The sequence below is a fragment of the Ruegeria sp. AA6 genome, assembly GCF_056542865.1.
This window is the reverse complement of sequence record NZ_JBQGAN010000023.1, coordinates 1-25,464: the sequence shown is the minus strand read 5'-3', so window position 1 is coordinate 25,464 and position 25,464 is coordinate 1. Positions and strand designations below refer to the sequence as shown.

Sequence of the window (25,464 nt, the reverse complement as noted above, 5' to 3'; positions counted from 1 at the left end):
TCCTATTTGAATGCGCGGCCGACGATACATCCGACGGCAAAGACTCCCAGAAGCGTGACCAACGGGTGCTCTTTGTGAAGTGTAATCATTTCATCAACGAGCTGGTTGCCCATGGCTTCTACATCCGCCGCATCGACCCCATGCTTTTTTAGCGCGTCAGAAAGCTCCGTCGGTAAATGAAAGTTATCAGATAGCTCCGGGGTCTTGTCACTCTCAGCGCTTATCTCTTTTTGAGTTTTTAATGCCTCATTCTGCTGCCGGAGTTGTGCGACTTCGGCTTCCAGTTCGGCTTTAGTGGCCATACAGACCTCCTTCCAAAGAAGGGCGAGTAACTCCAGTCACTCGCCCCAAAGTTCTGGTCAGGCTTCGATCTTGTCAGCCATTCTCCGCACAGAAGCGGCGAGCTTGTTTTTGCGCTCCTGCCACTCTTCTTTGATTTCTGATTTTCGCTTTTCGAACTTGGCTTTTGTTGCATCCGCGGCTTTATCAATTTGCTCATCGATAGCTTGCAGCCTCGCCTCGAACTCGCGGTCGATCTCGTCCAGACGAGTGTCAATCTTCTCTTCGGTCTCATCCATCTTGGTCTTGATGCTATCCATTCGGGCCTTTATGGCGGCCCTGGCTTCATCACTGGCAGCCTGCAGCTCTTCATCCATAGCTTCCCATTCGCGGTTTAGGGCATCCATTTCTGTCGCCATTTCGTCGTCCACCGCGTCTGCACGAAGTTTCCGGAAAACGGTCCCGCCAAGATCCTTCATCTTGCTGTCCAGTGGGGTGATCCAGACCTCATCAACCGACGCGACGACGCAGGATTTTCCAGGCAGGAGCTCGGTGCTGATGTTGTCAAGCATTATGCTATCGATCCCAGCAACCCAAAGATCGCGATATGCCCCAAAGAGCCCGCCTGTCATACCGCCTACAGCCATTCCACCGGCTGCGGCCGAGGCCGCTGCCGCGGTTCCAGCGGCCGCAGCACCGGCCGCCACTGCCGCCGGACCCGCCAAAATGCCGATCATGGCACCAATCGTAATCCCAAAAGCCGTGCCAATTGGTCCCTCATCAATACTGGACTTTAGTTTGACAGCGCCGTCGGCGTCCTTTGAGATAACCGCCGCTGCATAGACAGTGAGCTCTGCGTTACGATGCAAATCACGCATCGCGTCAGCTCCCTTGTAGGCACTTTCTTCACTATCGAAAACGATGGCCACGTATTTATCCATTGGAAATCTCCTTGCGTTTGTAGAGGCTGGATCGACTGGTTGGTGCAATCATGTTCGTTGAAATTGCATATTCATAGCTATTTACTTCTGCTCCTTGGGTAGGCCGTTGCCCTTATCATGTACGGACCATTGCGGTTCGCCGCAAATTCCACAGTGATCGCTCTGGAGTGATTAGTCAAAGATCGAGGTAAGTGACCGACAAAAAAATCGAAACTTGGAAAGGCAAAGACCCGTTTATGGCAGCTTTTTTGGCCACTTGGAGCTCATCCGCATGCCGCCCGTGGGTTAAATCCTGCGCCATTTCAACGCGTCGTTCAAATGATCTTGCTTCGTCCCGCTAACCGTCTAGTCTTGGAAAGGTGTGAATTCAGTGAACCATTTCTAACAAACTTGGTGCGACATGCTTCTGCGAAAACTTTACTCCCTAATTTTGTTTCTGCCGGTCTTCACTGCACCTGCATCCGCTCAGGACACCATCGAAAACTATATTCGCGAGTATCCCAACCAAGAACAGGTGCGCATGATGCAGCGTTGGCTTGAAACCAACGAGCCGGGCAGCTTTCAGTTCACGGGACTCGTCGATCCAACCGATGACACTGTGATCACGCCACAAGCGACGGTGAACTACGGCTATAACTGGTTCAGCCTGTCCGAAGGCCCGGCGATCATCCGCACGCCGCAATATGACCGTTACTTCTCGGTGTCGATTTTCGACATGAAGCACAACGTACCGGGCGTCCTCGTGAACCCGGATTTGCCGATCCTGCTATACCGGCCAGGGCAAACCTTGCCCGAAGGCGATTTTCACAAACTGGCCCTTGAAACCGACCAAGGGCTTGCCTTCACCCGAATGGTCGTGGTCGACAATCTTGACGAGGTCATGGCGCTGAGCGGTGAGATTGTGATGGAAGGCGGCCAGGGCGACATGGACCGCGACGTGCAGCGATTTTCGCCCGAGACCGAGGCGGCAGCACTAAAGCTGATCGAAACTGCGGTGCCACTGGTGGATACCGACCAGGTCTTCGGGTATGTTTCCGGCGACGTGGGCGAAATCCACGCTGCTGTTGGCGTATTTCAGGGCCAGCTCGGCACGCCGTCGGACATCGTGAGGTACGGCCTACTGGTGTTTGACGAGAACAGACAGCCTTTTAATGGTGATGACACATACGTTCTGACCGTGCCTGCAAACATCGTTGAAGAAAGCGGCTATTTTTCCGTTACGGTCTATGCTTCCGCCAACAAGCTGCTAATACCAAACGATCAGGGCATCTACGATCAAACCACTTATACAGCGGAACCAAACGACGACGGAACTTATACCGTGACGCTCAGTCCGTCCGGCGAGGGTCAGAACGGCATTCCAACCGGGACACCATTCTATGTTATTCTTCGTGCTTATGTTCCGGTTCCCGGCGCTGACTTGACAGTCGAGGTTGAAACAAAATGAAAAACGCATCCAGGAAGTTCCACAAGATTACAGCTGTCCTGTTGTGCAGCACTCTGATCGCACCGGCGTCGTTGGCGGATATCCCGGACATAGACAGTTCCGGCTGGTCAACAGATCCGAAAGATTACGGGATGAGCGCCGCCGAGTATATCAACGCCGACAGCCGGGCGTTCTTTGCTAACTTCATGGGCCGCTCTGGCGTCAACCAGTTCTTTCACTTCACGAACTTGTCTACTGCCGACGACCGCTGGGTCGTTTCGCCCAATAACGACACGATCTATTCGATTGCTATCGTCAATGCGAGACAGGGGTTCACGTTGGATGTGCCGGATGTGGGCGACCGGTTTCTATCGATCCAGATCATTACGGAAGACCACATGACGCCGTTCTACCTGTATGGGGACGGTCAATACACGTTCTCGTCCGAGGATTTCGAGACCGATTTCGTCGCTGTTGGTATTCGAACCGGAACAGATGCCACTGCTGACGATGTGCGTGTCGTTACCCAAGAATTGCAGCCACAGTATGCGATTTCAGGCGCCGCGCCAGAGGATGATCTGCCAATCTTTGACGCGGAGGCACTTGAAAGGGTGCGCGCCGCCCTGCTGGCTGAGTATTCCAAGCTGCCTTCATCGTTCGGTGCGATGCAGAAACGGGTCGCCGATGTCGATGACTGGGAGTATTTCACCTATGTCACGGCAGGCGCCTGGGGTTTGTCGGCAGACGAAAACGCAATGTACGCTATCGGTGGTCCTGAAAACGCGGTGGGAGGCTCTTGCTATACGGCAACATTCCCAGAAGTGCCGGTCGATGCATTCTTTTCCATCACAGTGTATGGCCCGCAGAAGTACCTGATGTCGGACACGGATAACATCGTCAGCTCCAACCAGGGCGTTATAAGCAACGACGACGGGTCATTTGACGTGGCATTCGGTGGCGAGGACTGTCGCGGACTTGCTCCTAACTTTGCCTTTACGCCTGAAGATGGTTGGAATCTGCTGCTTCGGGCATATCGCCCGAATGTCGAAGAATTTCGAGCCTACCGTGTTCCGGATATTGCTCCGGCCGAATAGGCCACATGAATCCTGAGAGCCATCGCTAAAATAGAAAGGCAATTCGAGTGAGTGGATTGGACATTTTTGCCTGGATCGTACTTGTTATACTGATCCTCACAGTCATTGTAGGATTTGTGACTTTGGCAATGCTGCCTGGAAAAATTGCAAAGCAACGGGAACATCCCCAAGCAGATGCGATCAATGTAGCTGGCTGGTTGGGCGCGATTACCTTTGGCGTATTTTGGCCGCTTGCATTGATTTGGGCGTTCACAAAGTCGCCGCTGCAAGCAATGGCGAATTCAGCAACCGATCCTGAAACCGGTGCTCGGTCGGAAGGCGCGTCATGATTGTCTTTCTTACCCTCATTTATGTTGCCGTCCTCTTCGTTCTTGTAAAACTCAAGGTTCTTCCAAACTCCAAGGCGACATGGCTTTCGACCATCGGCTGGATGGTTATCCTACTCATATTTCTATTTATTCCAATGCAATGGGGAGCGCCCTCCGGACCCGTTAAGGTTTTGACGAGAGCTGTTCCAATTGTGCCAAACGTCGCTGGCCAAGTTGTAGAAGTCGTAGCAGAACCGAATGTTCCGATGCAAAAAGGCGACGTTTTGTTCCGCATCGATCCGGAACCCTTCGAAATTGCGGCTGCACGAGCGCAAGCAACAGTTTCACGTGTCGAGGCACAAATTCGGCAGGACCGTGAGAGCCTTGCCTCCGCCCAAGCGCAACTACGTCAGGCAATCGCGCAACGAGACCTTGCTCAATCACGCTTTGAGGATGATAGCAGGCTTGTCGAAAGCGGAGCAATTTCCGAAAACCGTCTCGAAACACGCCAAACAAATCTAGACGCGGCACAAGGCGCGGTCGATCAAGCGCAGGCGGCTGTTTCTCGTGCACAGGTAGAACTCGATGCCCTCACACCGGATGGCGTTGTCGCTAAGCTTGCAGAAGCGCAAGCGGCGCTTGATCAAGCGCAGTGGAATCTTCAAGAGACAACTGTCCGTGCTCCGTCCGAAGGTTTTGTGAACAACCTTGCGATCACGGAAGGTCAAAGAGTGGTATCTTTCCCGTTTTCGCCCGCGGGAGTGTTCGTTGACACCGCGGAAAAAGCCTTGGTTGTTCAGGTGCATCAGATCTATCTGCGTCATCTTCGACCAGGCCAGCCTGCCGAAATTGCCTTCAAAATCAGACCGGGAGAGCTGGTAACCGGCACGGTGGATACGATCTTTGACATTTCTTCACAGGGACAAGCTGAAGTTAGCGGAACGGTCTTTCAGGCTGGGGAGATCGTAAGCGAGCCCTTCATCGTTACCATTATTCCGGACAACCCTGACATACTGGAAACGATCCCTCCGGGCGCAGCCGGTTTAGCGGCGATGTACACTGATTCAGCAGCGGCGACGCACGTAATCCGCAAAGTGATTGTCAGGATGAACTCAATCCTGAATTACATCAGACCAGGACTGTAGCAAAAGCGATTGAGGGTCGACCGCGAGCCCTAACGCGGAAGCGGACGTCGGTACAAACCGCAGCGTCTGTTGCTTCGAGACAAAAGCCGCAGTTCGCTGCGGTCTGCATGAACAATTGCTGCAAGGAAGCTGCAATGCAGGACTCAGCCGTGTCCAGTTTGGGCCGGCTTACAACCTCTATCGCTTTCCACCCGCTTGGCTGCTTCGTCCGCGGTGCAGACCTTCAAGGTGAATGAAACCGAGCAAGTGCGGTGACTATCACCAAAGCGTGCTACAGCCGCAGCATTCAAATGGCCCATTCAAGGTCGGCTCTGGGCCGGTTGCCCTACTTATGATCGTGTTTTGATTTCTCATTTGTAATACTGGCAACTCACATCACCGCCAGAGCAATCTAAAGCGAAGTGAAGGGCTGGAAGGAGAATACCTCGATTTCGTCGTCGAAACCACGCAAGCTGTGCGGTCCGAGAGATTCGGAACTTTCGGAGACAAGTCTCACAAATTCACTGGTAGCAAGTAATGGAGCTCTTAGGGACCGCGTCAGGTCTTCCAATCTGCTAACCTTTGCGACCGAGGAGCCGGTCACCGTGAAGTCCAGCCTTCTTTCAGTGCCAACATTGCCGTAAACGGCAGCCCCCATGTGCAGACCAATACCGAAGTCCATTCGGTCCTCAGTCGAGATTTCCTCCCGCCTTTGGAACGCCTCTCTTGCGGCCGACAATGCTGCTTCACACATGTCCTCTGGCAACCTTCTACGTCCGTCAAACGGGAATATGGCAAGCAAGCCGTCGCCGACAAATTTTAGTACTTCTCCCCCGTGGTCGTGAACCGCTCCAGCAACACAGTCAAAGTAACGGTTAACTGCCGCGACGTATTTTTTTGGGGACAGACGTTGACTTAGGGCCGTCGAGCCATGCATGTCACTGTATAGAAGCGCACAGTCGATCTCTCGAACATCGCCACGCGATATTTGTCCACTTAAGACAGAGCGACCTGAAATCCTGCCCAAATATGCTTCCATCAATTCAGCCGCCAAGAACTGCTCAGAAAAAACACGAGCCGTCCCAAACAAAGGTGTTGAAAGACGCCTAAGACCATTGATCTCCCGGTCGGAAAAACCCGACCGTTTCTTTGTGGCGAAGGATACCGAGACACCTAGCAGCCACTCTGACCCGCTGTCGAAACTTATTGTGCGTGTTCCGAACGGAGCAGAAAAAACGAAGTAGTCAGTGATGCCAGATGCCGCAAGCTTTTGGTAAATTGGGTAGTTTTCCCGGACAGACGGATCAGTGAGATCAGCGCGAATTGACGGCATCATTTCAAATTCGCCATCCATGCTGTCGACCAAGTCCCAAATCTCGGTATGCATGAACTTTTTAGCGAGTTTTTCTGTTACTTTTGTGTTTTCACCAAATGGAGCTTTGTCAAAAAGATCATCCGTAACCGAACTCCGCGGCATAACAGTCCAATCTATTCGATCGCTTGAAGCATCCCAAGTCGCATCAAGCAGCCCAATAACGGGGTGCATTATCAGACGACCCAGTGAAACGCGAGCGACCGGAACTCCACCATCGACCAACCGATGACTTAAATGCTGGACCAAACCTCCGATATCCCCATCGAAGAAGGCCAGCTTCTGCAACCAGTCTGAAATGCGGTCAAAAACATCTGACATAGCACTCTCCTCAACCATATTGTGTTACAGCTAGTTGTTCATGTCATTCGGATTATTGGCGGGGTCTTGCGAAAGGATCAGCTTGGCGTATGGAAGCTGCAATGCACCCAAGGCAGGAGCGAGCCCAAAGCGGTTGCGCTTTCCTGATAGGACCTCCTTGCTCTGATTATCTGGCTGACAGTGCTCTCTCTGCAGGCTAGCTTCCAACAAGCGGGGAGAGAACTATGGAAAAGAGGCTTGCTGCGGTGCTGGCGGCTGATGTCGCCGGATACTCGGCGTTGATGGATCAGGATAGGGACGGAACACTCAAAGCGCTTAAGGCTTTCCGTGAGGATCATCTAATACCCGCTTTAGCAGCCCATGATGGGCGACTGATCAAAAGCATGGGCGACGGATGGATTGTTGAGTTTCGCTCTGCATCAGCCGCAACAGAATGCGCGATTGCTGTTCAGATTGCTGACCGACCACAGGAAATCCAAATCCGCATCGGCATACATACCGGCGAAGTCGTTTCGGAAGGTGATGACATATTCGGTGACGGTATCAACATAGCTGCCCGTCTCGAGGCAATAGCGGAACCGGGGCAGATATTGCTTTCTGACACAGCACATAACAGCCTGGACAGGAACGCCGCCGCCTCGTTCTCTGGCGGCCAGCAGACTGAGTTGAAGAACATTGCACGCCCAGTTGGTGTGTGGCATTGGCCTGTCGGTTCGGCGGTTACAAGTCCAACTGGCAAAGCTGAGAAACCCGGTATTGCTGTGCTGCCGTTTGACAATATGTCGGGCGACCCGGAGCAAGAGTTTTTCGCCGACGGAATTACCGAGGACATCATAACAGAGTTGTCTCGATTTCGTTGGTTGATGGTCGTGGCGCGGAACTCATCTTTTACGTTTAAAGGTAAGAGCACCGACATTCGCGAAGTCGGGCAGGCGCTCGGCGTGAGATATGTGCTGGAGGGGTCGGTGAGGCGCGCAGGCCAGCGTCTTCGGATAACAGGACAGTTAATTGATGCCGAGAATGGCAGTCATCTTTGGGCCGATCGTTTCGATGGGTTGCTGGACGATGTTTTTGACCTTCAAGATCAGGTCACACAGGAAGTTGTCACGGCGATCGAACCGTCCGTTCGCCATGCCGAGACGGTCCGCGCTCGGGAAAAACCGACAGAAAACCTCGATGCGTATGAACTTTATCTCCAGGCCCAGTCACATTTTCACCTGTTGACGGACGAAGACAACCGTGAGGCCATTCGCCTTACGCGTCTGGCGTTGGAGCGCGATCCTGATTATTCGTCGGCAGCTGGATTACTTGCGTGGTTGCATATCCAAAGGATGGTGCAGGGACTGAAACCGATTGACGAAGGGCCTAAGGCAGCCGTGGCCGCAGCAGAACGTGTATTGTTAAGTGATCGCGCGGATGGAATTGCGTTGGCTTACGCCGCACACTCGATCTCTATGCTTGCACAAGACTTGCCGCGAGCTCGCGCAGTTTTTAAACAAGCACTAGCTGAAAATCCGAACGCTGCGATCGTTCACATGCTTGCTGGCATCAATCTGAATTTTCTCGACAGACCCGAAGAAGCTCTGGAACACGCGACACACTCGATCAATCTCAGTCCGAAAGATCCATTGCGACACGCAGCATATGTCGGGCAAGCCTCCTCATTTTTCCAACTTGGCCGCTATGGTGAAGCCGTACAAGCCAACCGAAACGCCTTGGCCATTAGGGCGAAATTCGTGATTACGCATCTCATGCTCATCGCATCCTTGGCTCAAAACGGAGACCTGGAGTCAGCAAGGGCCGCGGTAGCTGAACTGAAGGAACTTCGTCCGGATCTCGACATCAAAGAGCAAACGAGACTCCCCATATTCAGCGTTCCCGCATGCTCGGAGCAATGGCGGGAAGGTTGGCTGAAGGCAGGCCTTCCAATCTGAGATAGCAGAACCAAATTAGTGATCCAATCCGGAGGCTTCGTTTGCCTAGCGTCAGTTCGATCCACCTGAGATTTTGCAGATGCGGCGAAAGTCCGGAATTTGGGCTGCGACTGCAGCAACGTCTGACCTTGATCAAGGTCGGCTCTGGGCCGAACGTAGCCTCAGTCCGCAGGCTCAAGTTCGCGATCTTGCCGGGGCGATTTGCCGAACTTGCGCGAGTATTCTCGAGAGAACTGTGCCGAGCTTTCATAGCCCACGGCAAATGCAACTTCGGAAACCTTGGCACGGCTCGTCCGCAGGTCGTCTCTGGCCTTCAACAAACGCAGGTCCTTTTGATACTGGAGCGGTGAAGTTCCTGTGACAGCTTTGAAGTGCTCGAAGAAGGCCGAGTTGCTCATCCCGATCCTCTCAGCCAGTTCTCCGACAGCGATGGTTTCTGACAGGTTTGCCTGTATTTCGCGGGTTGCCATAAAAATTCGGCTGGCGGTGCTCTCATGCCAGAGAAGCCTTTGCAGGGTCTTCGCATGCTGTCCGATCAGAAGTCTTGCATGGATTTCGCGGGACGTGATCGGTGCCAACAGTTGCCGCGCTTCCCCTTCCTCGCACTGAAGGAAATAGCGGTGAAGTGCGTCTGCCAGACTTGGATCGGTGTCACACAAACAGATCGAGAATGGATCAGCGGACTGCACACTCAAGGCGGGCGACACCGTAGGGGCTAATGACCTGAGAAGATCGAGATCGAGAGGAAAGACCAAGGCTGTGTAAGGCGCCTCCGTCGACGCCTCAGTTATCCGCGAAACAACCGGCAAGGTATGGCTGACGATAAGCGATTGTCCGGCGCCGACCCTCAGTGTTCGGGCGCTGGACCCGACTTGCTTCGCCCCCTGCAGGATCAGGCAAAGAAGCGGTCGATAGACTGTCGCATTCAGTTCGGTTGTTGCGTGATGCCGGAGCAAGTGGGTGCCGCTCGGCGCATGAAGGATTGCGCCCTCGGCAACGCCTGCCTGGTCGAGCAGCGTAGTCACATGTGACAACAGGTTTTGGCTGTTCATGTTGATGGCCTCCAATGTGACGCCTATCGATAACATCCCGCACCAAATCTGTCATAACAGAAATCTGCGGTTTTGGAGGATCAGGCAAGAATTCTGGCCGAACATGAAAGAACGTGGAGATCGCTAAGACTATCGTGATCATGTCACAACAATGGAGACCGACATGCAGAAGGTTATGATCACCGGTATCGCAGGCGGGTTTGGAAAGCCGACTGCACTCGCGCTTCTCGAACAAGGCTATCAGGTAGCAGGAAGTGTTCGAAGCTGCGCGGGAAATAACGCCGAGACAGTTGCGGAGCTTGAAGCGGCGGGGGCGTCCATCGTCGAAATGGACGTGACGGACACGGCAAGCGCCGAGCGTGGGATGGCCCAAGCCATTGCACATCTGGGAGGCATTGACGTCCTGTTCAACAATGCCGGGATTGGCTCATACGGTATTCAAGAGTTGATGTCGCCCGAGGATATGGCGCGTGTCTTTGATGTGAATGTCATGGGCGTGCAGCGTGTCATGCGCGCGGCGTTGCCCCATATGCGGGCGCAAGGGCGGGGGACGGTTCTCTACACCTCTAGCCTTATCGGCCGGATCGCGACACCGTTCTATGGAACCTATTCCGCGTCGAAATGGGCGCTGGAAGCGATTATTGAATGCTATCGGACCGAATTGTCGGGGTTCGGAGTGGAATCCTGCATCATCGAACCCGGCGCCATGCCGACGGCCTTCTTTGACGGAATGGTCGCGCCAGCCGACTGGGACCGCGAGGCGCAGTACGGGGAGTTTGCCGCGGTGCCCGCCATGTCGGCCGCCGGCTTGGCCGAGATGCTGGAGGCGACACCCGATCAACGCCCCGAACGGATCGCGGAAGCGGTCGTCAATCTTCTGGACAAACCCTTCGGGCAAAAGCCATTCCGTACCGTTGTGGATCACGTGGGCGTTGGTCCGCAGATCGAAAGGTACAATGACGTGCTTCACGACGTCACCCGCACTGTCATGACCAGCTTCGGCATCGAAGATATGCTTAAGCTCAACGCCTGAAGGAGATACCCCATGAAGACCATTCTGATTACCGGCGCCTCCTCGGGCATTGGAGAGGCCACTGCCAAACATTTCCAAACCAACGGCTGGAACGTCGTCGCCACCATGCGCAACCCCGACAGCGCAGGCGACCTAGCCGAACTAGACAACGTCCAGGTCGTGCGTCTCGATGTCACCGATCCCGCTTCGATCACGGACGCCGTCGCCGCCGGCATCGACCGTTTTGGCAAGATCGACGTCCTTCTCAACAATGCGGGTTACGGAGCATACGGCGCGCTGGAGGCTTTCTCGATGGATCGCATCCGCCGCCAGTTCGATACCAACGTGATTGGACTGATGGAGGTCACGCAAGCCGTGCTGCCGCATATGCGTGCAAACCGCGCAGGCAAGATCATCAACATCTCATCCATCGGCGGCCAGATCACATTCCCGCTCGGCACGCTCTACCATGGGACGAAGTTCGCGGTCGAAGGTCTGTCGGAAGCACTACATTACGAGCTTGAACCACTCGGAATCCATGTCCGCATTGTCGAACCCGGCATGATCAAAACCAACTTTGGCGGGAGTTCATTCGACTTCGCCATGGAAGAGGGGCTCGCCGATTATGCCCCGATGGCCGAAGCCATGGGGCGAGTCTTCGGAAAGCTGGCGTCTAGTCCGTCCGCCCCAGAGACGGTTGCAGACGTCATCTGGGACGCTGCCAATGATAGCGGTGACCGCCTCAGGTACCGGGCAGGAGTGGATGCGGTGGAGTTGCTCGACAGGCGCAAGACACAGGACGACGCGACCTTTATCGGCGGGATCAAAGAGTTGATGAAGGAGTAAGGTTTGGCGGAACCGCAGCGACAGCGAGGTCCGCTTTCGGGAAGCTGCGCTGCGGCATCGTTTGACACGACGAGAGTCCGGTTTGGGCCGTTCTACGCGATCCACATTCGCCGTGGCAGCGCGGTTCAAACGAGAACACCAACCGCCTTCTTCGCCAATACCTACCACGTGGAACCGATTTATCGGTGCACTCGCAAGCGAAACTCAGTGCCATCGCAAGACAGCTCAATGAGCGGCCTCGCAAAACCTTGCAATATCAAACACCAGCTGAGAAGTTCACAGAATGTGTTGCGGCGATCAGTTGAATTCACCGCAGAAAGCTGACTTTGCAAATTTTCAAGAACGGCACCAAAGAACTGACCTATCACCAATCGACGAACATGTCGTGGTGTGGCCGGGCAAACTTGCAGTTTGCCGTGTTTACACAAAGTTTTTGTGCGCGGCCAAGTATTGTTTTGGGGTTGCGTAAACAACGTTGGTTCCTCACTTTGAGAAAACGTAATCCAAAGCAAGATTGAAAGAGAATTGAATGAAACGCCTGTTTCCATCTCTGCCGGAGAACGCGACGCTTGGAAGTGTCTATCAAGCCTTTCCAGACAAACTTTCTCCGCTTTGTGCATACGAAAGCCTTGTTATGAGGGGCGAGAGCGACCTCTCAGTTGCTGAACGTGAATTAATAGCAGCTTATGTTTCGGGCTTGAATGCGTGTGCGTATTGCCATGGGGCGCACATCGTTTTCGCCAAAGCCTACGGCATTGAGGTCGAAACAATCGAGGCACTGATGGAAGACCGCGATACGGCGCCAATCGAAGATCGTCTCAAACCATTGCTGGCATACATTGAAAAGCTCACTGTCTCGCCATCCCGAATGACAGAAGCCGACGCAAAAGCAGTCTACGCGGCAGGCTGGTCAGAGAGCGCGCTGTTCGATGCTATCCAGGTCTGCGGTGTCTTCAATCTCGTGAACCGCTTCATAGAAGGAACCGGTGTCCAGAGCCCTGGCAACGACCCAAGACAAGCAGACGAAGCCACTTTGGATCGATACCGCAGCGACACTTTCTATACCGATTTTGGACGGGAGAATGGCCTCGATATACCTTGAGCTGAAGACGTTCCAGGTACTTCAATCTTGATGTACTTTGCCAGCGCGGCAAGGGCGGCTGCTTGGTTTTCAGGCTCCAAAAGTTCTTAAAGTTCTAAGCTTGGTTGCCAAGCAAACAAACAGGACTTCCAGCATTTCTACCGCCGATTGCTGGTATAGTCAGCGCCAGTGTATCGGTAGCTCCCAATTTCGGTGACCAAAACAGGCGGCACGACCGACATGCCCGCGTCCTTATGTTCGAGTAAAACTCTCAATACTCTCAATCATTCTTGGGAAATCTGGTTCGGACGCAAATAGTAAGTGGTTCGGGCTGTTCAACTGAACAAACGATGCGTTCGGAATTTCAGACGCCAGCAGTTTCCCTTCGGAGAGCGGTGCAACAGCGTCCCTGTCGCTGTGAAGCACCAGTGTTGGGACAGAGACTTTTGCCAAAAGGTCACTCACATCAATATCGTCAAACAAGGCGCGAAACTGTGCGATGTTCTCAGCTGGCCCGCAAAGCTTTTGAAACTCGTTGAACCAATTCATCTCTTCCTTGGTCGCGTCGGGCATGAACATGGTCGTCAAAATCTGCCGAATAGCAGGGTTTTCGTTACCCCAACTGTTGCGGATTAATTTGACCAGAGCTTCGCTTTCCTCGAACTCAGCGACATTGCCGCGTTGCTTGCGCCCACGTGAATATCCACCGCTGAGCAATAAGTGGGAAATTCGTTCAGGCCGTCGCAGAGCGTAGGCCACAGACACAGACGCACCTTGTGACAAACCAAGTATCGCCACTTTGTCATGACCATAGGCATTGATCACGACTTCCATGTCATCGACCATGCCCTCAAAGCTGATGTCGACGTCAGACCATTGGGACAGCCCATTTCCGCGTTGATCGTATCGAATGACAGAGAACTTTTCCGAAAGGTGCCGGATGTAATCGCCATAGGATGGGTTCTGCCAGTCTTGTTCCAGATGGGTCATCCAACTGCCGGAAATCAGCAAAGGGTAACCCGCGCCAGAGACAGTATGAGCAATGGAAGTCCCGTCCTTGGAATGGCAAAACTTTACAGGCGGCAGAGGATTGGGTTGACTGCACACGGAACTAGAATTTGAGAGGTCTTTTGCCGCAGGGTTAATTGAAATCGCCCCAATCAAGCGAAACCCACGCCGACCAACAGTTTCTATGTAGTTTGGATCTTTCGCGTCATCGCCCAACGCCTTGCGAATTTCGAAAATGTACTCTCGAACCAGATCTGGATTGACGTGCAAGCCCTGCCATGCGGACTGAAGTATGTCTTCCCGCGACAGGACCTCCCCGTTCGCAGCGATCAGGCACTCTAATACTTCCGTGGCTTTTGGCGACAAAGTCGAATGCTCTTGACCGGAAGACAATTTACCGTCTCTCCGATCTAACACCCACTGCCGCATGCATACCTCCAACGCTATCTACAAAATTCAACGATGCAGCAACGATATGTCAACGGTTTCGGCGAATTGATGCGGATAAGCTTGCGTATGAAGCCAGTGGGGAGACAGACCATGCCGCAGATCTCATCGAATAACCTGAACCGCGCTGCGCTCGTTAGAGAGACCTCAACTTCCGTCAAAACCGCGAGCGCGTTACTTAGTTTGGCAAATCAATTGGAGGACGAAATTTGTCGCGCCTTGTTGAATGACGACGTCGAACTAGCGGAACGCTTAGTGGTGCCGAAAACACAGCTTGTTAAGTTGTCCCAAGAGTTTTCTTCGTCGAAGTCGGTGAACTCTTAAAAGAACCGTCACCCGCGTGGGTCGCATTGAAGGGTTCCTCTTGCATTGCAATTAATCAACTTCTGCTGGCCTTAAACGACACTGCTTACGCGCCTTTTCACTCTCTTCAGTAAAGCTGGACATATGGATCAGCCCTTCCGAACTGAAGCACAGAGTTTCGCTCGTTGTAAACCATCAAGGTCTGTCGCCTTGCCAACAAAATGGTCATTCGAGGAGTTCTGTATGTCTGGTAAGGTCGTGCGAATAGAAGGCTGGTAATTTGGGGGGGTAATGACTTGCTTAAGTTTGACGCGGAGACAACGAAATTACTTGAAATCGCCTATCAGGGAGCTGAACTGACGCGGCGAAGACAGGCTTCATTTGATGCGCTGTGCCCGGCTCCCGGTGAGACTATTTTGGATGTTGGTTGTGGCAACGGGATGTTAACAGCGGAGTTGGCTCGCGCAGTTGGCTCGGATGGCTGTGTCATCGGGATCGACCCAAGCACTGACATGACAGCAGCCGCTAAAGAACGATGCAGCGTCTACGCAAACGTGGAGTTTCGGGCTGGTGCCGCAAATAGCTTGCCCATTGAGGATGAGAGTGCTGACAAGGCCGTCTCGGTACAGGTCTTTGAGTACATCGAAGACGTAGACGGTGCACTGGATGACACGCTGCGATGCGTCAAACCCGGCGGACGTCTCGTCATTAGCGATCTGCACTTTGGCAGCTTGATTTGGTTCAGCGAAGAGCCCGACAGAATGCAAAAGATGCTGACTTCCTGGAACCATCACTTTGTGAGTGGTTCCCTCCCGGAAAGACTGCCCGCACTGATCAAAGCGCGTGGCGACCATGTGGAAGATGTTTTGTCGTTCACAATGACGGATCACCAGCTAAAGCCTGATGGCCTCGCAATCATGATGATGCACCTTATCAAGCAATACGCTGTCGCAAATGACCATGTTGATCCCGCCGTGGCGCAATCGTGGTTCGACGAACAACTTAGCCTTGCAGAAGTTGGACGCTTCTTTTTCTCCATGACCCAATTTATCGTCGTGGCGCGCAAAAAGGGTTGATTGTTCTACAATGCGCCGCTTGACCTTGGCCACGCTGGCTACAAGATTATGGCCGCCTCGCAATCAGTGTTGCAAAGACCTGATAGCCGAAAAGTGTGCGCTCTCTTGCTCGACGGCGATACTCGGCGACCAATCCATTGTGCAGGTCCTCTCCAATTTCACCGCGTTTTATCAACACTTTTCCCGTTTCTTCGACCCAGGGGAGCATTTGGTCATTGTCTAGTATACTTCTGCTTTGAAGACTGAAGTCTTCGACTATGAAACCCGCATTTGAGGCCAGGCCGCGCAGCTTGGCGACAACAAATGGGTCGGTGACAAACTCGTTCACAAATATCTTGGCGCATGCGTCCAGAGGATCGTCTGGCATGTTTCCTAGTGACGCTTTCGAGAAGTCAGCGTCACACACCACGAGACACCCTCCCGACCTTAGAACGCGCCCTGCTTCGGTCAAAAGAGGTTCCGGGTCTGCAACATGGGTAAGCACTGTGTGCATTACCACATTATCAACTGAGCCATCATCCAGGGGCAGCGACGCTCCACCAGCGACCTCAAACTCCACATTGTCGTGGCCCCCAACCCGCGCTCTTGCTTCGGTCACAAAGCCTACAGACGGCTCGAAACCAATGACCCGCGCGGGTTTGGCCTTCTCCGCAATGCGGCGCGTGACAGCTCCCGCACCGCACCCGACTTCAACCGTCAGGCTATCTTTGGCAAACTCAAGTTTGGTCAGATAGTTTGAAACGATCTTTTCCATTGTGGGATCGGCCTGACGCGCGTCCATCGAGTCGGCAAATGCGGAAATGAACTCCGCACCCGCAGCATCTACATCTTGAAACGGATCAGCCATCCCAACCACCCTCCATTAATGCTCAGTATTTTCTACCAAAAAACCCTAACATCACCTGAACCAAGAACAAGCCGTGCCAAAATGGGTATACTTGGGACAAACAGGAGGTTCATGCCATGCGTCAGCTAGTTTCAAATGGAAATCCGATGGAAGAAATCGTTGGGTTCAGCCGAGCAGTTCGGGTTGGTCCCCACATATCTGTTGGCGGCACCGCACCTGTCGATGCTGAAGGCAAGACCGTAGGGGTCGGAGATGTATTTGCCCAAACAACCCAGTGCTTTGAAATCATCAAGGCGGCTCTCGAACAGGCAGGTTCCGGAATTCAAGACATTGTTCGGACGCGAGTCATACTGACAGATATCGACAATTGGAAAGAAGCCATCGAGGCAAGGAAGAAGTATTGCGTCGATGCACGACCCGTCGACACAATTATGGCGATCAATCGGTTTGTGAACCCTGAATGGTTGGTCGAGATCGAAGTCGATGCAATCATAGCCGACGACGCATAGCTGAGAAGGCCACTACGCGGTTACGTAGCTGTCACTTACAGCTCGCAACTGCCTTGGATGTGATCTCGTTGCCTTATTTGGCCGATTGTCACCAAGTGTCGTCAGAACCTTCCTGGATACAGACTCATCATGTTCTGCACGTCCAGTTCACTCGAAAACGCAGCGGGATTACTCCAGATCACGTCATTAATATAGTCGCGTTCCGCGTGAAGATCGTTGGCTGTAGGCTGCGGCTTACGGGTTTCGGGGCAGGCTCTTTTGGTCCAACCGAACAGTCCACCAAATACGGTCCAGATGCTGGGTGACATTGTATGGGAAGCCATCTCATGTTCCTTTCCGAGTTACTTGCGCTGTCGCAACAAAGGTAACTGTTCACCTGTTTTTCTGGTATCCGGCACAAGATTGTGCTGTTCTACAAAAATGAAGAATGGGTTCCGAAATTGGTCGGATATTCGTGTGTTCCTCTCCGTCTTCAGAGAAGGGTCGACGCTTGCGGCCTCTAGAAAGCTAAAGGTCTCCCAACCAACGGTTGCCCGACGCATTGATGTTCTCGAAAGAGAAACAGGCTTAACGCTTTTTGAGCGCGGTACGCACGGGTTCAAACCAACCCCAGAAGCCCTTCGCCTCGTTCCTCTCGCCGAAGCAATCGAGGCTTCAGTCCGCGAATTTGCCGATTGCGCGAAGGAATTGACGTCGACACAGCCCATCCGGATTACAGCTTATTCAGCAAACTTCTCTGCACGCATGATTGAGATCGTAAACGAGTTCTCTGCCGACAATCAGGATGTCGCATTCGAGTTCTTGTCCAGCGTTCGGGCGCTGGACCTGATGGCCGGTGAGGCTGATATCGCGTTGCGCCTGGCTCGAACCGATCCCGATCCTGACCTGATCTGTCGTAAGATCAGCACGGCCCGCTGGTCTTTGTTCGGCAGCAGAAATTACGCGGACAAATTTGGCTTGCCGGAGTCAACCGATGATCTGGCCGGGCATCGGTTTGTTACCTTTCAGCGGGACGATGTTCCGAATGTATTCCACGAATGGTTGACCAATCATGTGGCACCGGACCAGATCGCTATGTCTTTCACTGAACTCGAGCTGATGCATGCAGCGATCAGATCAGGCCAAGGCCTTGGGATCAGCAATGTGAAACTGGTTGAAACAGACGACTCCTTTATCCGGTGCTTCGACGAAATCCCCGAACTTGCGGTGCCGCACCTGATGCTCATTTCGCCGGAAGCTTATCGCCGGCCCGAGGTCAGAGCCTTCGTCAAGTTCTTCGCACCTCGCTATGCGGCAATCTACAAGTGATGGTTATCCCCGCATTGGACCGCGAACTGACGCTGATGCCAAGGGCGGAGAGCATCAGTAAAGAGCCCCGAGCGAACCTCGCATTCAGGCAGTTGGAGTAGAGGGCCGCATCATCTATCGTCGAACGCATGTCGAACAAGGGACAACAGTTGCAACGAAGGTTGGCGGCAATTCTAGCCGCGGATGTCGTTGGGTATTCGGCGCTTATGCACAAAGATGAGCAAGCCACAATTCTAATGCTTGATCACCTGGAAAGCGACATCGTCACCCCAACGATAGCCGGCCAATCAGGTCGTGTCGTGAAGAGCATGGGCGATGGTTGGCTGGTGCAATTTGACAGCGCGGCGCAAGCTGTAACCGCAGCAATGCAGCTACAAGAGCAGTTGGCTGAATACTCGTTAATAAACATGCGGATCGGTGTTCATGTGGGTGACATCACAGAAAAAGGTGATGACATCCTGGGTGACGGTGTGAACATTGCCGCACGGCTTGAGAGCATTGCGCCAACCGGTGGTATCGCAATTTCTGAACCCGTACATCTGAACCTTGAACACAATCTGGCAGACGCTTTCAAAGCAGTTGGGAAGAAGAGGCTCAAGAACATCCAACGCAGCCTGGATGTGTGGATTCACGATGGACCACAACTGAGTGCACCGCAAAGTTCGCCTTCTTTTACAGAGACGAGCTTGCCAAAGCTATCCATCCATCCTGTCACGTGCAGCGACCAACGCGCTGAGCTCAAGGAAATGGCCGCAGCTCTCACTTCAGATTTCGGTTCTTATTTTCGGACGATCAACTGGTTAAACGCGGCAATAACCTCCACGGAAGCATCAGAGGGATATGCACTTCGCGGCGTGCTGCGTGGACACGGCGACCGATTGCGTCTGGAAGCACGCTTAAATGACTCTTCTGGTTCTGAAATCTGGACTCAGAAGTTCGACGGTTCGGTCGAAGCTATCTTTGATTGGCAAGACGAGGTTGTAGAAAAGCTGTTGGATGCCGTTAGCGGGATCTTGATCCAGTCGCTGACCGCAAAGCTCTCTGCTTTACCTGAAGACGAGCTGACTGCCGAACAGTGCGTCTTGATGGGCATGATCACATGGTCGGAGGCCAGCATCGACAGCTATAAAGAGACGTTGTCGTACCACGCCAGGGCCATCGAGGCCAAACCAACCCTCGCCGCCGCTTATGCCGAAGCTATTTGGACAATGAATGGTGCGAGAACCTATGATCTTCGACGCGATCTGTCATCCTACTACGAGAAGCTGCCACACTGGATCGAGGCCGGACGACACATGGCGGGTCAAAGCCCAACGCTTGATCTGAGTGTTGCAGTGGCTGACTACAATGTCGACGGGGACGCGGATCGACTTTCCGTGGCGCTGGAGCAAATCCGGCAACGAGCGCCACTAGATGCCCGCCTGCATTTGTTCATGGGTTGGGGATACAACTGGGCCGGGTTTCCTAAAATGGCACTAAGCTGCTTTCAGACGGCGCTCCGGTTGGGCCGATATGGGGCCGTTTTCGTGGGTGCTTCCGGAGGGGCCGCCACCTCTTGCGTAATGCTTGGTCGAGACCATGATGCTATCGCCTATGCTGAGGCAGGTTTGCGCTTTTCAAAGAACTATGCCGCACTTCACAGCACGAGAGCCGCTGCTCACGCTATGCTTGGGGAACCTGAAAAGGCGTCTGCGGCGTTGGCGCAAATGCTGCAAATGGAACCTGATGAAACGATCTCGAAATGGCGTAGCAACGTGGACTATGGCGGTTCAGAAGGCGCTGAACGTTACTTTGAAGCGCTTCGCCGGGCAGGGTTGCCAGATTAGCGGTGCCGGAACCAAGTTGCGCTGGGAAAACCGGCAGCTTGATCGCGCATTTCAGTAACTGCAAAGCTCGGATTTGAAGGGCCGCTTAGGGCTGGACTTGCCAAACATGCAAGCCGCGGAGAATGGCCGCATCGAGCCCTTACCTACCAAATGCTGCGCTTTGAGCAGATGTCCGGTTTCTCATTCCGGTCGCAATGGAAGGATGTCGGGAACTCTTGCGTAGGGTGCGGGGGGCAGCCAGTTTTGAAATGTGCGAGCCAGTCTTGGATCGCCACTTAGAAAAAATGACCCCAGTTCCGTCTCTTTGGCTAAAGTGGTTCGCCCCATTATGATGCCGCCCATCGCGACCAACGTAGTTTCCACATACAGATCGACATCCAGATCAGGATCGTGAACGCAAAGTTCAGGGGGCGTTCCTCGCTGGGCCAGAAACCAAAATGTGTCGTAGTCCGTTGGCTCATCCCTGAAATGAAAGCGGATTACTGACCGCTTGTCAGGCAGAGCATCTACCTGGAGCACGCTTTGACATTTCCACATCATCGGCGAGGCCAGCGTTCCCGCGAGAGCGACCTCAGCTTCGATATTCTGTTGTGCCCAGACCCCGAGCGCCTTGATGACCGGTTCCAGAGCTTCGGACTTGGGCGTGCGAAAGTAGTCTACAGAACCGGTCGCATTATCTTCGACACGCTCCACCAGACCATTGCGCTCCATTTCGGAAAGTCGCCGAGACAGAACTCCGGGGGAGATGCTGCCAAGGCGTCGTCGCAACGTGTTGAACCTGGTGGCTCCGGCCCAAATCTCGGTCAGGATTGGAATGGTCCATCGAGGTTCCAGCAATTGGCTGGCGCGGGAAATCGGGCATAGAAGACCGTATGGTTTGACGTTCATAAGAAACTCCTCAGCGTCCATAATACCCAGCAAAGCCACTTGGGCTAGTACGTCTGAAATACCAGCATCAGTACTTCCCACGCACTACTCTGAAAGGATTGCGCCATGGTGGAGTTGGTCATCGCAAATTGAGGAGAATACGATGACACAGAACACCGCCATGACGGGGATCACCAACGGGGAGTTGTGGGGCCGCCGGGCGCAGGATTGGGCTAAGTATCAAGAAGCCTCAATCGCTCCGGTATTTGATACGGTTCTTGAGCGAACTGGCGTGAGCGAGGGGACCAGATATCTTGATATTGGCTGCGGGGCGGGATTGGCGGCAGCAAAGGCCAGCGCTCTGGGGGCGGTGGTGACTGGTCTCGATGCATCAAGCGCATTGATCGATATTGCCCAGTCTCGGTTACCTGCAGCCGCCTTTCACGTAGGGGATTTGCAGGAACTCCCGTTCCCTAGCGACAGCTTTGATCTGGTGACAAGTTTCAACGCCATCCAGTATGCCGGGGATGTCGCCGAGGCTTTGTCAGAGGTAAAACGCGTCCTTGCACCCGGTGGCGCAATAGCCATCGCGACTTGGGGCGACCCAGAAGGCATGGAGGCAGCCGAGGTCGTGACAGTTTTAAAGCCTCTTTTGCCACCTCCGCTGCCCAACGCACCGGGCCCATTTGCTTTGTCTGATGACACCGTGCTGCGTCAGTTCGTCGAGGAGGGCGGGTTCGAAGCATACGATGTCTTCGACGTCGACAGTCCCTGGTCCTATCCCGATGAACCGGCTGCAATTGCTGGTCTTGCCGCATCTGGTGTCGCGGCCAAAGCAATAAGCTTGGCAGGAAAAGATGCGGTGGATAAGGCGCATCGCTCGGCCATTGCACCATACCGCAAGGCAAATGGTTTGATCGAGTTCGGTGCCACCTTTAAGGTGGTTCTGGCCAAGTCACCAAACGCATAGTGCTTGGCGCGAAAAACCTAGCCCTCAAAAGCGGCCGTTGAAGAACTGCAGAGCAATGGCCGTTTTGCCCGCTTAACCGCTGTCCAAACGGTTGGCACCCGCTGCAAGGCGGCGAATGGTAGGATCGAGCCCGTTTTGACAAATGCCGCAGGTCGCATGAATGTCCGTTGTGCGCCCTGCGGTTTTTGGCTTGGGTTAGGTCGCCTAAGTGATTTCTCCGGCAAAGGCCCTGCTCACGCCGGGAACACCCAAAACGCGTTGCTTCAAGGCAGCAAGCGCAGGGAAAATTTGTGTGATCTTACCGTCGATCTTGGCCTCCCAGTGCAGTGTCGACGCCACATATAAATCGGCCAGGCTCATCGTATCGCCAGCGAGAAAATCCTGATCCCGAAGGGCCGCGTCCAGTAAGGCATAATTATCCATCAAATCAGTCTCAGCCAGCTTGGAAACCGCTGCAAGATCACCTTCCCCCGCAATACGCTGCGGAAAGAACAGCCTGATCCAAATCGGATGAATCGTTGCGTAGCAGAAGAACAACCATTTCAACGCTTCACGCCCTTCATAAGTAGAAAGCTCTGGCATCAAGCCTGCCTCAGGGTTCCTTGCTGCGAGCCATAGGTTGATGGCTCCGCCTTCGAAGGCAGGCCCGCCGTCGTCCAAGAGTGCTGGCACTTTTCCAAGCGGGTTGGCCTCTTCAAACGCCTGTGACTTGTTGCCGAGATCGACGACTTCGAGCTCAAATGGGGTTTGCGTGATTGTAAGTGCCGCGTGAACCGCTGAAGAGCAGCTGGCAGGCAAGTGGAAAAACTTGGTCATCTCAGTCTCATGTGTGGATTTATGTAGTGGCGGATGGAGAGCGAAGAATGCACCCGCTCCCCGACATTCTCAGTTGCGACGCAGCCAGTCCGCGATGGCGCGTCCAATCGCGACCGGCTGGTCTTCCTGGATGAAGTGCAAGCCCTGACCGATAAACACTGTCTCCAGATCACCGATCAGGTTGCTGTAGAAAGGAACGGCTTGTGGCGGCACCAGAACGCCCGGCTCCGCGTAGGTCAGCAAGACAGGCATATCCGTTTCGCCCATGAAGGATTGAATGTCGGCCATCAGTTGAACGTTCTCTGTCGGCTCTCCCCCAATCGGTACTTCGCGCGGCCACATCCAGGTTGGAAGACGGCTTTCGACAGTTGCATAGGGTGCGCCATAGGCCTGCATTGCCCGCTCGCCCAAGGTGCGGTTGACCATCATGGGCAGGATGCCTTCCACGAAGAAGTTGCCCTCCATGACCATCTCGTATCCCTGTTCTTCATCCTGAAGTGCGCGGAACATGCCGCCCATCTCCTCGCCCATTGCCTCATAGCTGGGCTGCGGCATCGCGGGTGGAAGAACGCCTTCCATAAAGGCTAATCTGACTACGAGATCGGGATTGCGCCGAGCAAAATCCCACGCCAGTGCGGCACCCCAGTCATGCCCCACGAGCGTAATATCTGTAAGGCCCATCTTGGCAACAAATGCATCGAGGAACCGAGCGTGATCTGCGAAGGAATAGTCGATGTCCGGTTTGCCAGATGTCCCCATACCGATCAGATCCACTGCGATTGCGCGATGCGTTTCGGCCACATGTGGCATGACATTGCGCCAAAGATAACTTGAGGTCGGGTTTCCATGCACAAACAGGACCGGATCCCCGGAACCTGTCTCGATATATGACATCGAAGAAGACAGAACATCGACACTCTGTGGAGCGAGCGTCAGTTCCTCCGACACTGCAGGGATCGGCAGTTTTGCGCCTTCGGACATCGCAGCAACTGGCGTCGAGGCGAGCGCCATCGTTCCGGCCAAAGCCAGAATACTTGACTTGAGTTTCATGGTATTTCCTTGAAGGTAGTTGGTTTCTTCCGGACAAGGACTGCTTGCTCGTCCGGTTTCAAGGCGCCTGATAGCTCAGGCGCGCTTCGTGGTCAGAATGATCGACGCGCTCTCTAGGTCGAATATCGAGTCGCGCAGTGCAATATGAGATTGATACTCTGCATCTCCCGCCATGCCCTGCATCGAGGTTTCGGGATCGTCGGTCTCGAACAAGTTGATGAGGTCAGCCTGTTGCGCCCCTCGCAGCGACTTGAGCGCCCGAAGCGGGGCATCAACGCGCCGCAAACCATGACGTTCCATCGCCGGGCGGACTTTCTCAAAATAGGATAGCGCATCTTCGATGGTTTTGCCTTCCCTGAAGGGAAGAATGTCAACAAGAATATATGCCATTTCGGTTCTCCTATGTGTTTCTTTTCTCACCCCAGGCACGGCCTCACAGACGGCGTTTGGGGCATGATCTCGGGCAGAGTTGCTCGAACAGGCCAAAGCTAGTAGTCTCACTATCGGTACGCAATTTCCTGAATTGAGACATATTGGTGCACATATGAGACAGATGGACTGGGGCGATTTGAAACTTTTTCTGCTGTTTGTGCGAAGTGGCTCTACTCGGGCTGCTGGCGCGGCTCTCGGAATCAGCCATTCTACCGTCGCGCGCCGGTTGGAGGCGATGAGCGCGTTGGCGGGTGCACCACTTTATCAGCGAAAAGGTAGCAAAATCGAGCTTTCTCAAACTGGACAGGAAGTGCTTTCGACAGCTGCAACCATTGAGGATGAGATTGCCAACTTGGATCGCCGCACTTTCGGGCAAAGCCGCGAGATTTCCGGACCGCTCACCCTGTCGATGGGGGATGTTCTGGCGGTCAAACCGATGCTGGAGATTCTGGACGAATTCAGGCGAAGACATCCTGGTATCGATCTGCGTGTGATAACGAGCGCATCGCTGTCCGACCTGGACAGACGTGATGCCGACCTTGCATTGCGGTTCGGACAAAGCCCGGACGACCACCTCGTTGGTCGCAAACTGACTGAAACCGCCCGCGCGATTTATCTTTCCAAGGCACTTGCTCAGAAAATTCGAAACGGCAAGCCATTTGATGACTTGGGTTGGATCAGCTTTAGTCCCAGTGGCTCTTCAGAGTCCTGGAAGAAAAGCACCCCCTTCCCAAACCATCCTACAGTCATGCGGATAGGTGACATGCGAACGCAGCAGTTGGCCTGTCGCGCGGGCATTGGTCTGGTTCTTTTGCCTTGTGTCCTTTGCGACCAGGACCCCGAGTTGGTGAGGATAACAGATCCCGAATTCGTTCCACGTCAGGATCTTTGGCTGTTGCGCCATGCGGAACTTCGCGACAATGCCCGTGTGCGCGTTCTGAGTGATCATTTGGTACGCTCTCTTCCGCAGTTGATCAGTGTATTCAGGGGTGAGAGTGGAGTAACGATAGAGCTGCCAAAACAGACTGGCTGAAATCGTCTTTCAAGCTAATTGATCCCCTGCTGCCATTTTGAACCGCCTCTTCGAAACTATTGTGCATAGCGATGGCAATTGTTGTTAAGGCGGTGTTGTCACGTTAACCGTCGTTCGGTTGCTCATGCTTGGATTTGGACATAGGTGACATCGATGAATTCATCGTCGATCAGCTACAAGCA

Annotated in this window: 26 protein-coding genes and 1 pseudogene; 16 read left to right on the top strand and 11 right to left on the bottom strand. The window is 53.7% G+C overall.

The features are described from left to right. Nucleotides 1-2 precede the first annotated feature (2 nt). Together ACR0LN_RS19575 and ACR0LN_RS19570 are read right to left on the bottom strand one after the other, a co-directional pair. Nucleotides 3-302 carry a hypothetical protein gene (locus tag ACR0LN_RS19575; protein ID WP_170470019.1) on the bottom strand — a complete coding sequence of 100 codons (300 nt, stop codon included), beginning with the start codon at nt 300-302 and terminating at the stop codon, nt 3-5. A gap of 57 nt (nt 303-359) precedes the next feature. After that, nucleotides 360-1,208, bottom strand: coding sequence for a DUF1269 domain-containing protein (locus ACR0LN_RS19570; protein ID WP_480432026.1), 849 nt, complete (start codon nt 1,206-1,208; stop codon nt 360-362). A 412-nt stretch (nt 1,209-1,620) separates the two neighbouring features. Between ACR0LN_RS19570 and ACR0LN_RS19565 the strand changes: the two genes are divergently transcribed. Genes ACR0LN_RS19565 through ACR0LN_RS19550 form a run of 4 tightly spaced genes read left to right on the top strand, consistent with a single transcriptional unit; the run spans nt 1,621 to nt 5,193 of the window. After that, nucleotides 1,621-2,667, top strand: a complete 1,047-nt coding sequence (locus ACR0LN_RS19565) for a DUF1214 domain-containing protein (protein WP_170470025.1) — start codon at nt 1,621-1,623, stop codon at nt 2,665-2,667. Then, nucleotides 2,664-3,740, top strand: coding sequence for a DUF1254 domain-containing protein (locus ACR0LN_RS19560; protein WP_170470028.1), 1,077 nt, complete (start codon nt 2,664-2,666; stop codon nt 3,738-3,740). Before ACR0LN_RS19565 ends, ACR0LN_RS19560 begins: the two co-directional genes overlap by 4 nt. A gap of 56 nt (nt 3,741-3,796) precedes the next feature. Then, nucleotides 3,797-4,069: a DUF3302 domain-containing protein gene (locus ACR0LN_RS19555; RefSeq protein ID WP_174823519.1), complete on the top strand. Its 273-nt coding sequence runs from the start codon at nt 3,797-3,799 to the stop codon at nt 4,067-4,069. Continuing rightward, nucleotides 4,066-5,193, top strand: coding sequence for an HlyD family secretion protein (locus tag ACR0LN_RS19550; protein ID WP_170709476.1), 1,128 nt, complete (start codon nt 4,066-4,068; stop codon nt 5,191-5,193). Before ACR0LN_RS19555 ends, ACR0LN_RS19550 begins: the two co-directional genes overlap by 4 nt. Before the next feature lie 391 nt (nt 5,194-5,584). On the opposite strand, the gene ACR0LN_RS19545 is transcribed toward ACR0LN_RS19550, so the two are convergent. Then, nucleotides 5,585-6,865, bottom strand: a complete 1,281-nt coding sequence (locus ACR0LN_RS19545; protein ID WP_170709473.1) for an adenylate/guanylate cyclase domain-containing protein — start codon at nt 6,863-6,865, stop codon at nt 5,585-5,587. A 224-nt stretch (nt 6,866-7,089) separates the two neighbouring features. Here ACR0LN_RS19545 and ACR0LN_RS19540 point away from each other — a divergent pair, with 224 nt between their 5' ends. Then, nucleotides 7,090-8,799 (top strand): adenylate/guanylate cyclase domain-containing protein, encoded by a 1,710-nt coding sequence (locus tag ACR0LN_RS19540; RefSeq protein ID WP_480432023.1) that lies wholly within the window; start codon nt 7,090-7,092, stop codon nt 8,797-8,799. Nucleotides 8,800-8,960: 161 nt separating this feature from the next. Here ACR0LN_RS19540 and ACR0LN_RS19535 read toward each other — a convergent pair whose 3' ends face one another. Beyond that, nucleotides 8,961-9,851 carry an AraC family transcriptional regulator gene (locus ACR0LN_RS19535; protein ID WP_170709468.1) on the bottom strand — a complete coding sequence of 297 codons (891 nt, stop codon included), beginning with the start codon at nt 9,849-9,851 and terminating at the stop codon, nt 8,961-8,963. A 163-nt stretch (nt 9,852-10,014) separates the two neighbouring features. On the opposite strand from ACR0LN_RS19535, the gene ACR0LN_RS19530 reads away from it, so the two are divergent. The 4 genes and pseudogenes from ACR0LN_RS19530 to ACR0LN_RS19515 all read left to right on the top strand — a co-directional run bounded on the left by ACR0LN_RS19530 (nt 10,015) and on the right by ACR0LN_RS19515 (nt 12,811). Continuing rightward, nucleotides 10,015-10,884 (top strand): SDR family oxidoreductase, encoded by an 870-nt coding sequence (locus ACR0LN_RS19530; protein WP_170709466.1) that lies wholly within the window; start codon nt 10,015-10,017, stop codon nt 10,882-10,884. 12 nt (nt 10,885-10,896) lie between these two features. Then, a complete protein-coding gene (locus tag ACR0LN_RS19525; RefSeq protein WP_170709464.1) occupies nt 10,897-11,709 on the top strand; it encodes an SDR family oxidoreductase in 813 nt (270 codons plus the stop codon). A 98-nt stretch (nt 11,710-11,807) separates the two neighbouring features. After that, nucleotides 11,808-12,014: pseudogene (locus ACR0LN_RS19520) on the top strand (transposase); the annotation flags it as partial. Between the two features lie 224 nt (nt 12,015-12,238). Then, nucleotides 12,239-12,811 (top strand): carboxymuconolactone decarboxylase family protein, encoded by a 573-nt coding sequence (locus tag ACR0LN_RS19515; RefSeq protein WP_480432021.1) that lies wholly within the window; start codon nt 12,239-12,241, stop codon nt 12,809-12,811. A 231-nt stretch (nt 12,812-13,042) separates the two neighbouring features. On the opposite strand, the gene ACR0LN_RS19510 is transcribed toward ACR0LN_RS19515, so the two are convergent. Continuing rightward, nucleotides 13,043-14,227, bottom strand: a complete 1,185-nt coding sequence (locus ACR0LN_RS19510) for an alpha/beta hydrolase (protein ID WP_480432019.1) — start codon at nt 14,225-14,227, stop codon at nt 13,043-13,045. A gap of 111 nt (nt 14,228-14,338) precedes the next feature. On the opposite strand from ACR0LN_RS19510, the gene ACR0LN_RS19505 reads away from it, so the two are divergent. Beyond that, on the top strand, nt 14,339-14,569 hold the full coding sequence (locus tag ACR0LN_RS19505) for a hypothetical protein (protein WP_480432017.1): 231 nt from the start codon (nt 14,339-14,341) through the stop codon (nt 14,567-14,569). A gap of 275 nt (nt 14,570-14,844) precedes the next feature. Then, complete coding sequence (locus ACR0LN_RS19500; RefSeq protein WP_170825506.1) at nt 14,845-15,624, top strand: methyltransferase domain-containing protein; 780 nt, start codon at nt 14,845-14,847, stop codon at nt 15,622-15,624. Between the two features lie 46 nt (nt 15,625-15,670). Here the strand turns inward: ACR0LN_RS19500 and ACR0LN_RS19495 are convergent, their stop codons facing one another. After that, a complete protein-coding gene (locus ACR0LN_RS19495; protein ID WP_480432015.1) occupies nt 15,671-16,471 on the bottom strand; it encodes a methyltransferase domain-containing protein in 801 nt (266 codons plus the stop codon). A gap of 116 nt (nt 16,472-16,587) precedes the next feature. On the opposite strand from ACR0LN_RS19495, the gene ACR0LN_RS19490 reads away from it, so the two are divergent. Next, nucleotides 16,588-16,980, top strand: coding sequence for a RidA family protein (locus ACR0LN_RS19490; protein ID WP_480432013.1), 393 nt, complete (start codon nt 16,588-16,590; stop codon nt 16,978-16,980). Nucleotides 16,981-17,081: 101 nt separating this feature from the next. On the opposite strand, the gene ACR0LN_RS19485 is transcribed toward ACR0LN_RS19490, so the two are convergent. Continuing rightward, nucleotides 17,082-17,303, bottom strand: coding sequence for a hypothetical protein (locus tag ACR0LN_RS19485; RefSeq protein ID WP_170825504.1), 222 nt, complete (start codon nt 17,301-17,303; stop codon nt 17,082-17,084). A gap of 22 nt (nt 17,304-17,325) precedes the next feature. Here ACR0LN_RS19485 and ACR0LN_RS19480 point away from each other — a divergent pair, with 22 nt between their 5' ends. Then, the gene (locus ACR0LN_RS19480; RefSeq protein WP_480432011.1) at nt 17,326-18,288 is read left to right on the top strand and encodes a LysR family transcriptional regulator; all 963 of its coding nucleotides are present in this window, start codon (nt 17,326-17,328) and stop codon (nt 18,286-18,288) included. A gap of 149 nt (nt 18,289-18,437) precedes the next feature. Continuing rightward, complete coding sequence (locus ACR0LN_RS19475) at nt 18,438-20,114, top strand: adenylate/guanylate cyclase domain-containing protein (protein ID WP_480432008.1); 1,677 nt, start codon at nt 18,438-18,440, stop codon at nt 20,112-20,114. Nucleotides 20,115-20,294: 180 nt separating this feature from the next. Here the strand turns inward: ACR0LN_RS19475 and ACR0LN_RS19470 are convergent, their stop codons facing one another. Further along, nucleotides 20,295-21,002: a winged helix-turn-helix transcriptional regulator gene (locus ACR0LN_RS19470; protein ID WP_170817444.1), complete on the bottom strand. Its 708-nt coding sequence runs from the start codon at nt 21,000-21,002 to the stop codon at nt 20,295-20,297. A 142-nt stretch (nt 21,003-21,144) separates the two neighbouring features. Between ACR0LN_RS19470 and ACR0LN_RS19465 the strand changes: the two genes are divergently transcribed. Next, complete coding sequence (locus ACR0LN_RS19465) at nt 21,145-21,951, top strand: class I SAM-dependent methyltransferase (protein WP_170817445.1); 807 nt, start codon at nt 21,145-21,147, stop codon at nt 21,949-21,951. Nucleotides 21,952-22,155: 204 nt separating this feature from the next. Here the strand turns inward: ACR0LN_RS19465 and ACR0LN_RS19460 are convergent, their stop codons facing one another. From ACR0LN_RS19460 to ACR0LN_RS19450, 3 genes are all read right to left on the bottom strand, one after another. Then, on the bottom strand, nt 22,156-22,767 hold the full coding sequence (locus tag ACR0LN_RS19460; protein WP_170415503.1) for a glutathione S-transferase family protein: 612 nt from the start codon (nt 22,765-22,767) through the stop codon (nt 22,156-22,158). Nucleotides 22,768-22,836: 69 nt separating this feature from the next. Next, nucleotides 22,837-23,817, bottom strand: a complete 981-nt coding sequence (locus ACR0LN_RS19455; protein WP_170570589.1) for a haloalkane dehalogenase — start codon at nt 23,815-23,817, stop codon at nt 22,837-22,839. A 75-nt stretch (nt 23,818-23,892) separates the two neighbouring features. Next, nucleotides 23,893-24,207, bottom strand: a complete 315-nt coding sequence (locus tag ACR0LN_RS19450) for a hypothetical protein (RefSeq protein ID WP_170415507.1) — start codon at nt 24,205-24,207, stop codon at nt 23,893-23,895. 79 nt (nt 24,208-24,286) lie between these two features. On the opposite strand from ACR0LN_RS19450, the gene ACR0LN_RS19445 reads away from it, so the two are divergent. Further along, nucleotides 24,287-25,282: a LysR family transcriptional regulator gene (locus ACR0LN_RS19445; RefSeq protein ID WP_170570592.1), complete on the top strand. Its 996-nt coding sequence runs from the start codon at nt 24,287-24,289 to the stop codon at nt 25,280-25,282. Nucleotides 25,283-25,464: the final 182 nt, after the last annotated feature.

Bases quoted from the DNA above. Each gene is read 5' to 3' on its own strand.
- ACR0LN_RS19575 (WP_170470019.1), bottom strand. From the start codon at position 302: ATGGCCACTAAAGCCGAACTGGAAGCCGAAGTCGCACAACTCCGGCAG.
- ACR0LN_RS19565 (WP_170470025.1), top strand. From the start codon at position 1,621: ATGCTTCTGCGAAAACTTTACTCCCTAATTTTGTTTCTGCCGGTCTTC.
- ACR0LN_RS19560 (WP_170470028.1), top strand. From the start codon at position 2,664: ATGAAAAACGCATCCAGGAAGTTCCACAAGATTACAGCTGTCCTGTTG.
- ACR0LN_RS19550 (WP_170709476.1), top strand. From the start codon at position 4,066: ATGATTGTCTTTCTTACCCTCATTTATGTTGCCGTCCTCTTCGTTCTT.
- ACR0LN_RS19545 (WP_170709473.1), bottom strand. From the start codon at position 6,865: ATGTCAGATGTTTTTGACCGCATTTCAGACTGGTTGCAGAAGCTGGCC.
- ACR0LN_RS19540 (WP_480432023.1), top strand. From the start codon at position 7,090: ATGGAAAAGAGGCTTGCTGCGGTGCTGGCGGCTGATGTCGCCGGATAC.
- ACR0LN_RS19535 (WP_170709468.1), bottom strand. From the start codon at position 9,851: ATGAACAGCCAAAACCTGTTGTCACATGTGACTACGCTGCTCGACCAG.
- ACR0LN_RS19530 (WP_170709466.1), top strand. From the start codon at position 10,015: ATGCAGAAGGTTATGATCACCGGTATCGCAGGCGGGTTTGGAAAGCCG.
- ACR0LN_RS19525 (WP_170709464.1), top strand. From the start codon at position 10,897: ATGAAGACCATTCTGATTACCGGCGCCTCCTCGGGCATTGGAGAGGCC.
- ACR0LN_RS19515 (WP_480432021.1), top strand. From the start codon at position 12,239: ATGAAACGCCTGTTTCCATCTCTGCCGGAGAACGCGACGCTTGGAAGT.
- ACR0LN_RS19510 (WP_480432019.1), bottom strand. From the start codon at position 14,227: ATGCGGCAGTGGGTGTTAGATCGGAGAGACGGTAAATTGTCTTCCGGT.
- ACR0LN_RS19505 (WP_480432017.1), top strand. From the start codon at position 14,339: ATGCCGCAGATCTCATCGAATAACCTGAACCGCGCTGCGCTCGTTAGA.
- ACR0LN_RS19495 (WP_480432015.1), bottom strand. From the start codon at position 16,471: ATGGCTGATCCGTTTCAAGATGTAGATGCTGCGGGTGCGGAGTTCATT.
- ACR0LN_RS19490 (WP_480432013.1), top strand. From the start codon at position 16,588: ATGCGTCAGCTAGTTTCAAATGGAAATCCGATGGAAGAAATCGTTGGG.
- ACR0LN_RS19485 (WP_170825504.1), bottom strand. From the start codon at position 17,303: ATGGCTTCCCATACAATGTCACCCAGCATCTGGACCGTATTTGGTGGA.
- ACR0LN_RS19470 (WP_170817444.1), bottom strand. From the start codon at position 21,002: ATGAACGTCAAACCATACGGTCTTCTATGCCCGATTTCCCGCGCCAGC.
- ACR0LN_RS19465 (WP_170817445.1), top strand. From the start codon at position 21,145: ATGACACAGAACACCGCCATGACGGGGATCACCAACGGGGAGTTGTGG.
- ACR0LN_RS19460 (WP_170415503.1), bottom strand. From the start codon at position 22,767: ATGACCAAGTTTTTCCACTTGCCTGCCAGCTGCTCTTCAGCGGTTCAC.
- ACR0LN_RS19455 (WP_170570589.1), bottom strand. From the start codon at position 23,817: ATGAAACTCAAGTCAAGTATTCTGGCTTTGGCCGGAACGATGGCGCTC.
- ACR0LN_RS19450 (WP_170415507.1), bottom strand. From the start codon at position 24,207: ATGGCATATATTCTTGTTGACATTCTTCCCTTCAGGGAAGGCAAAACC.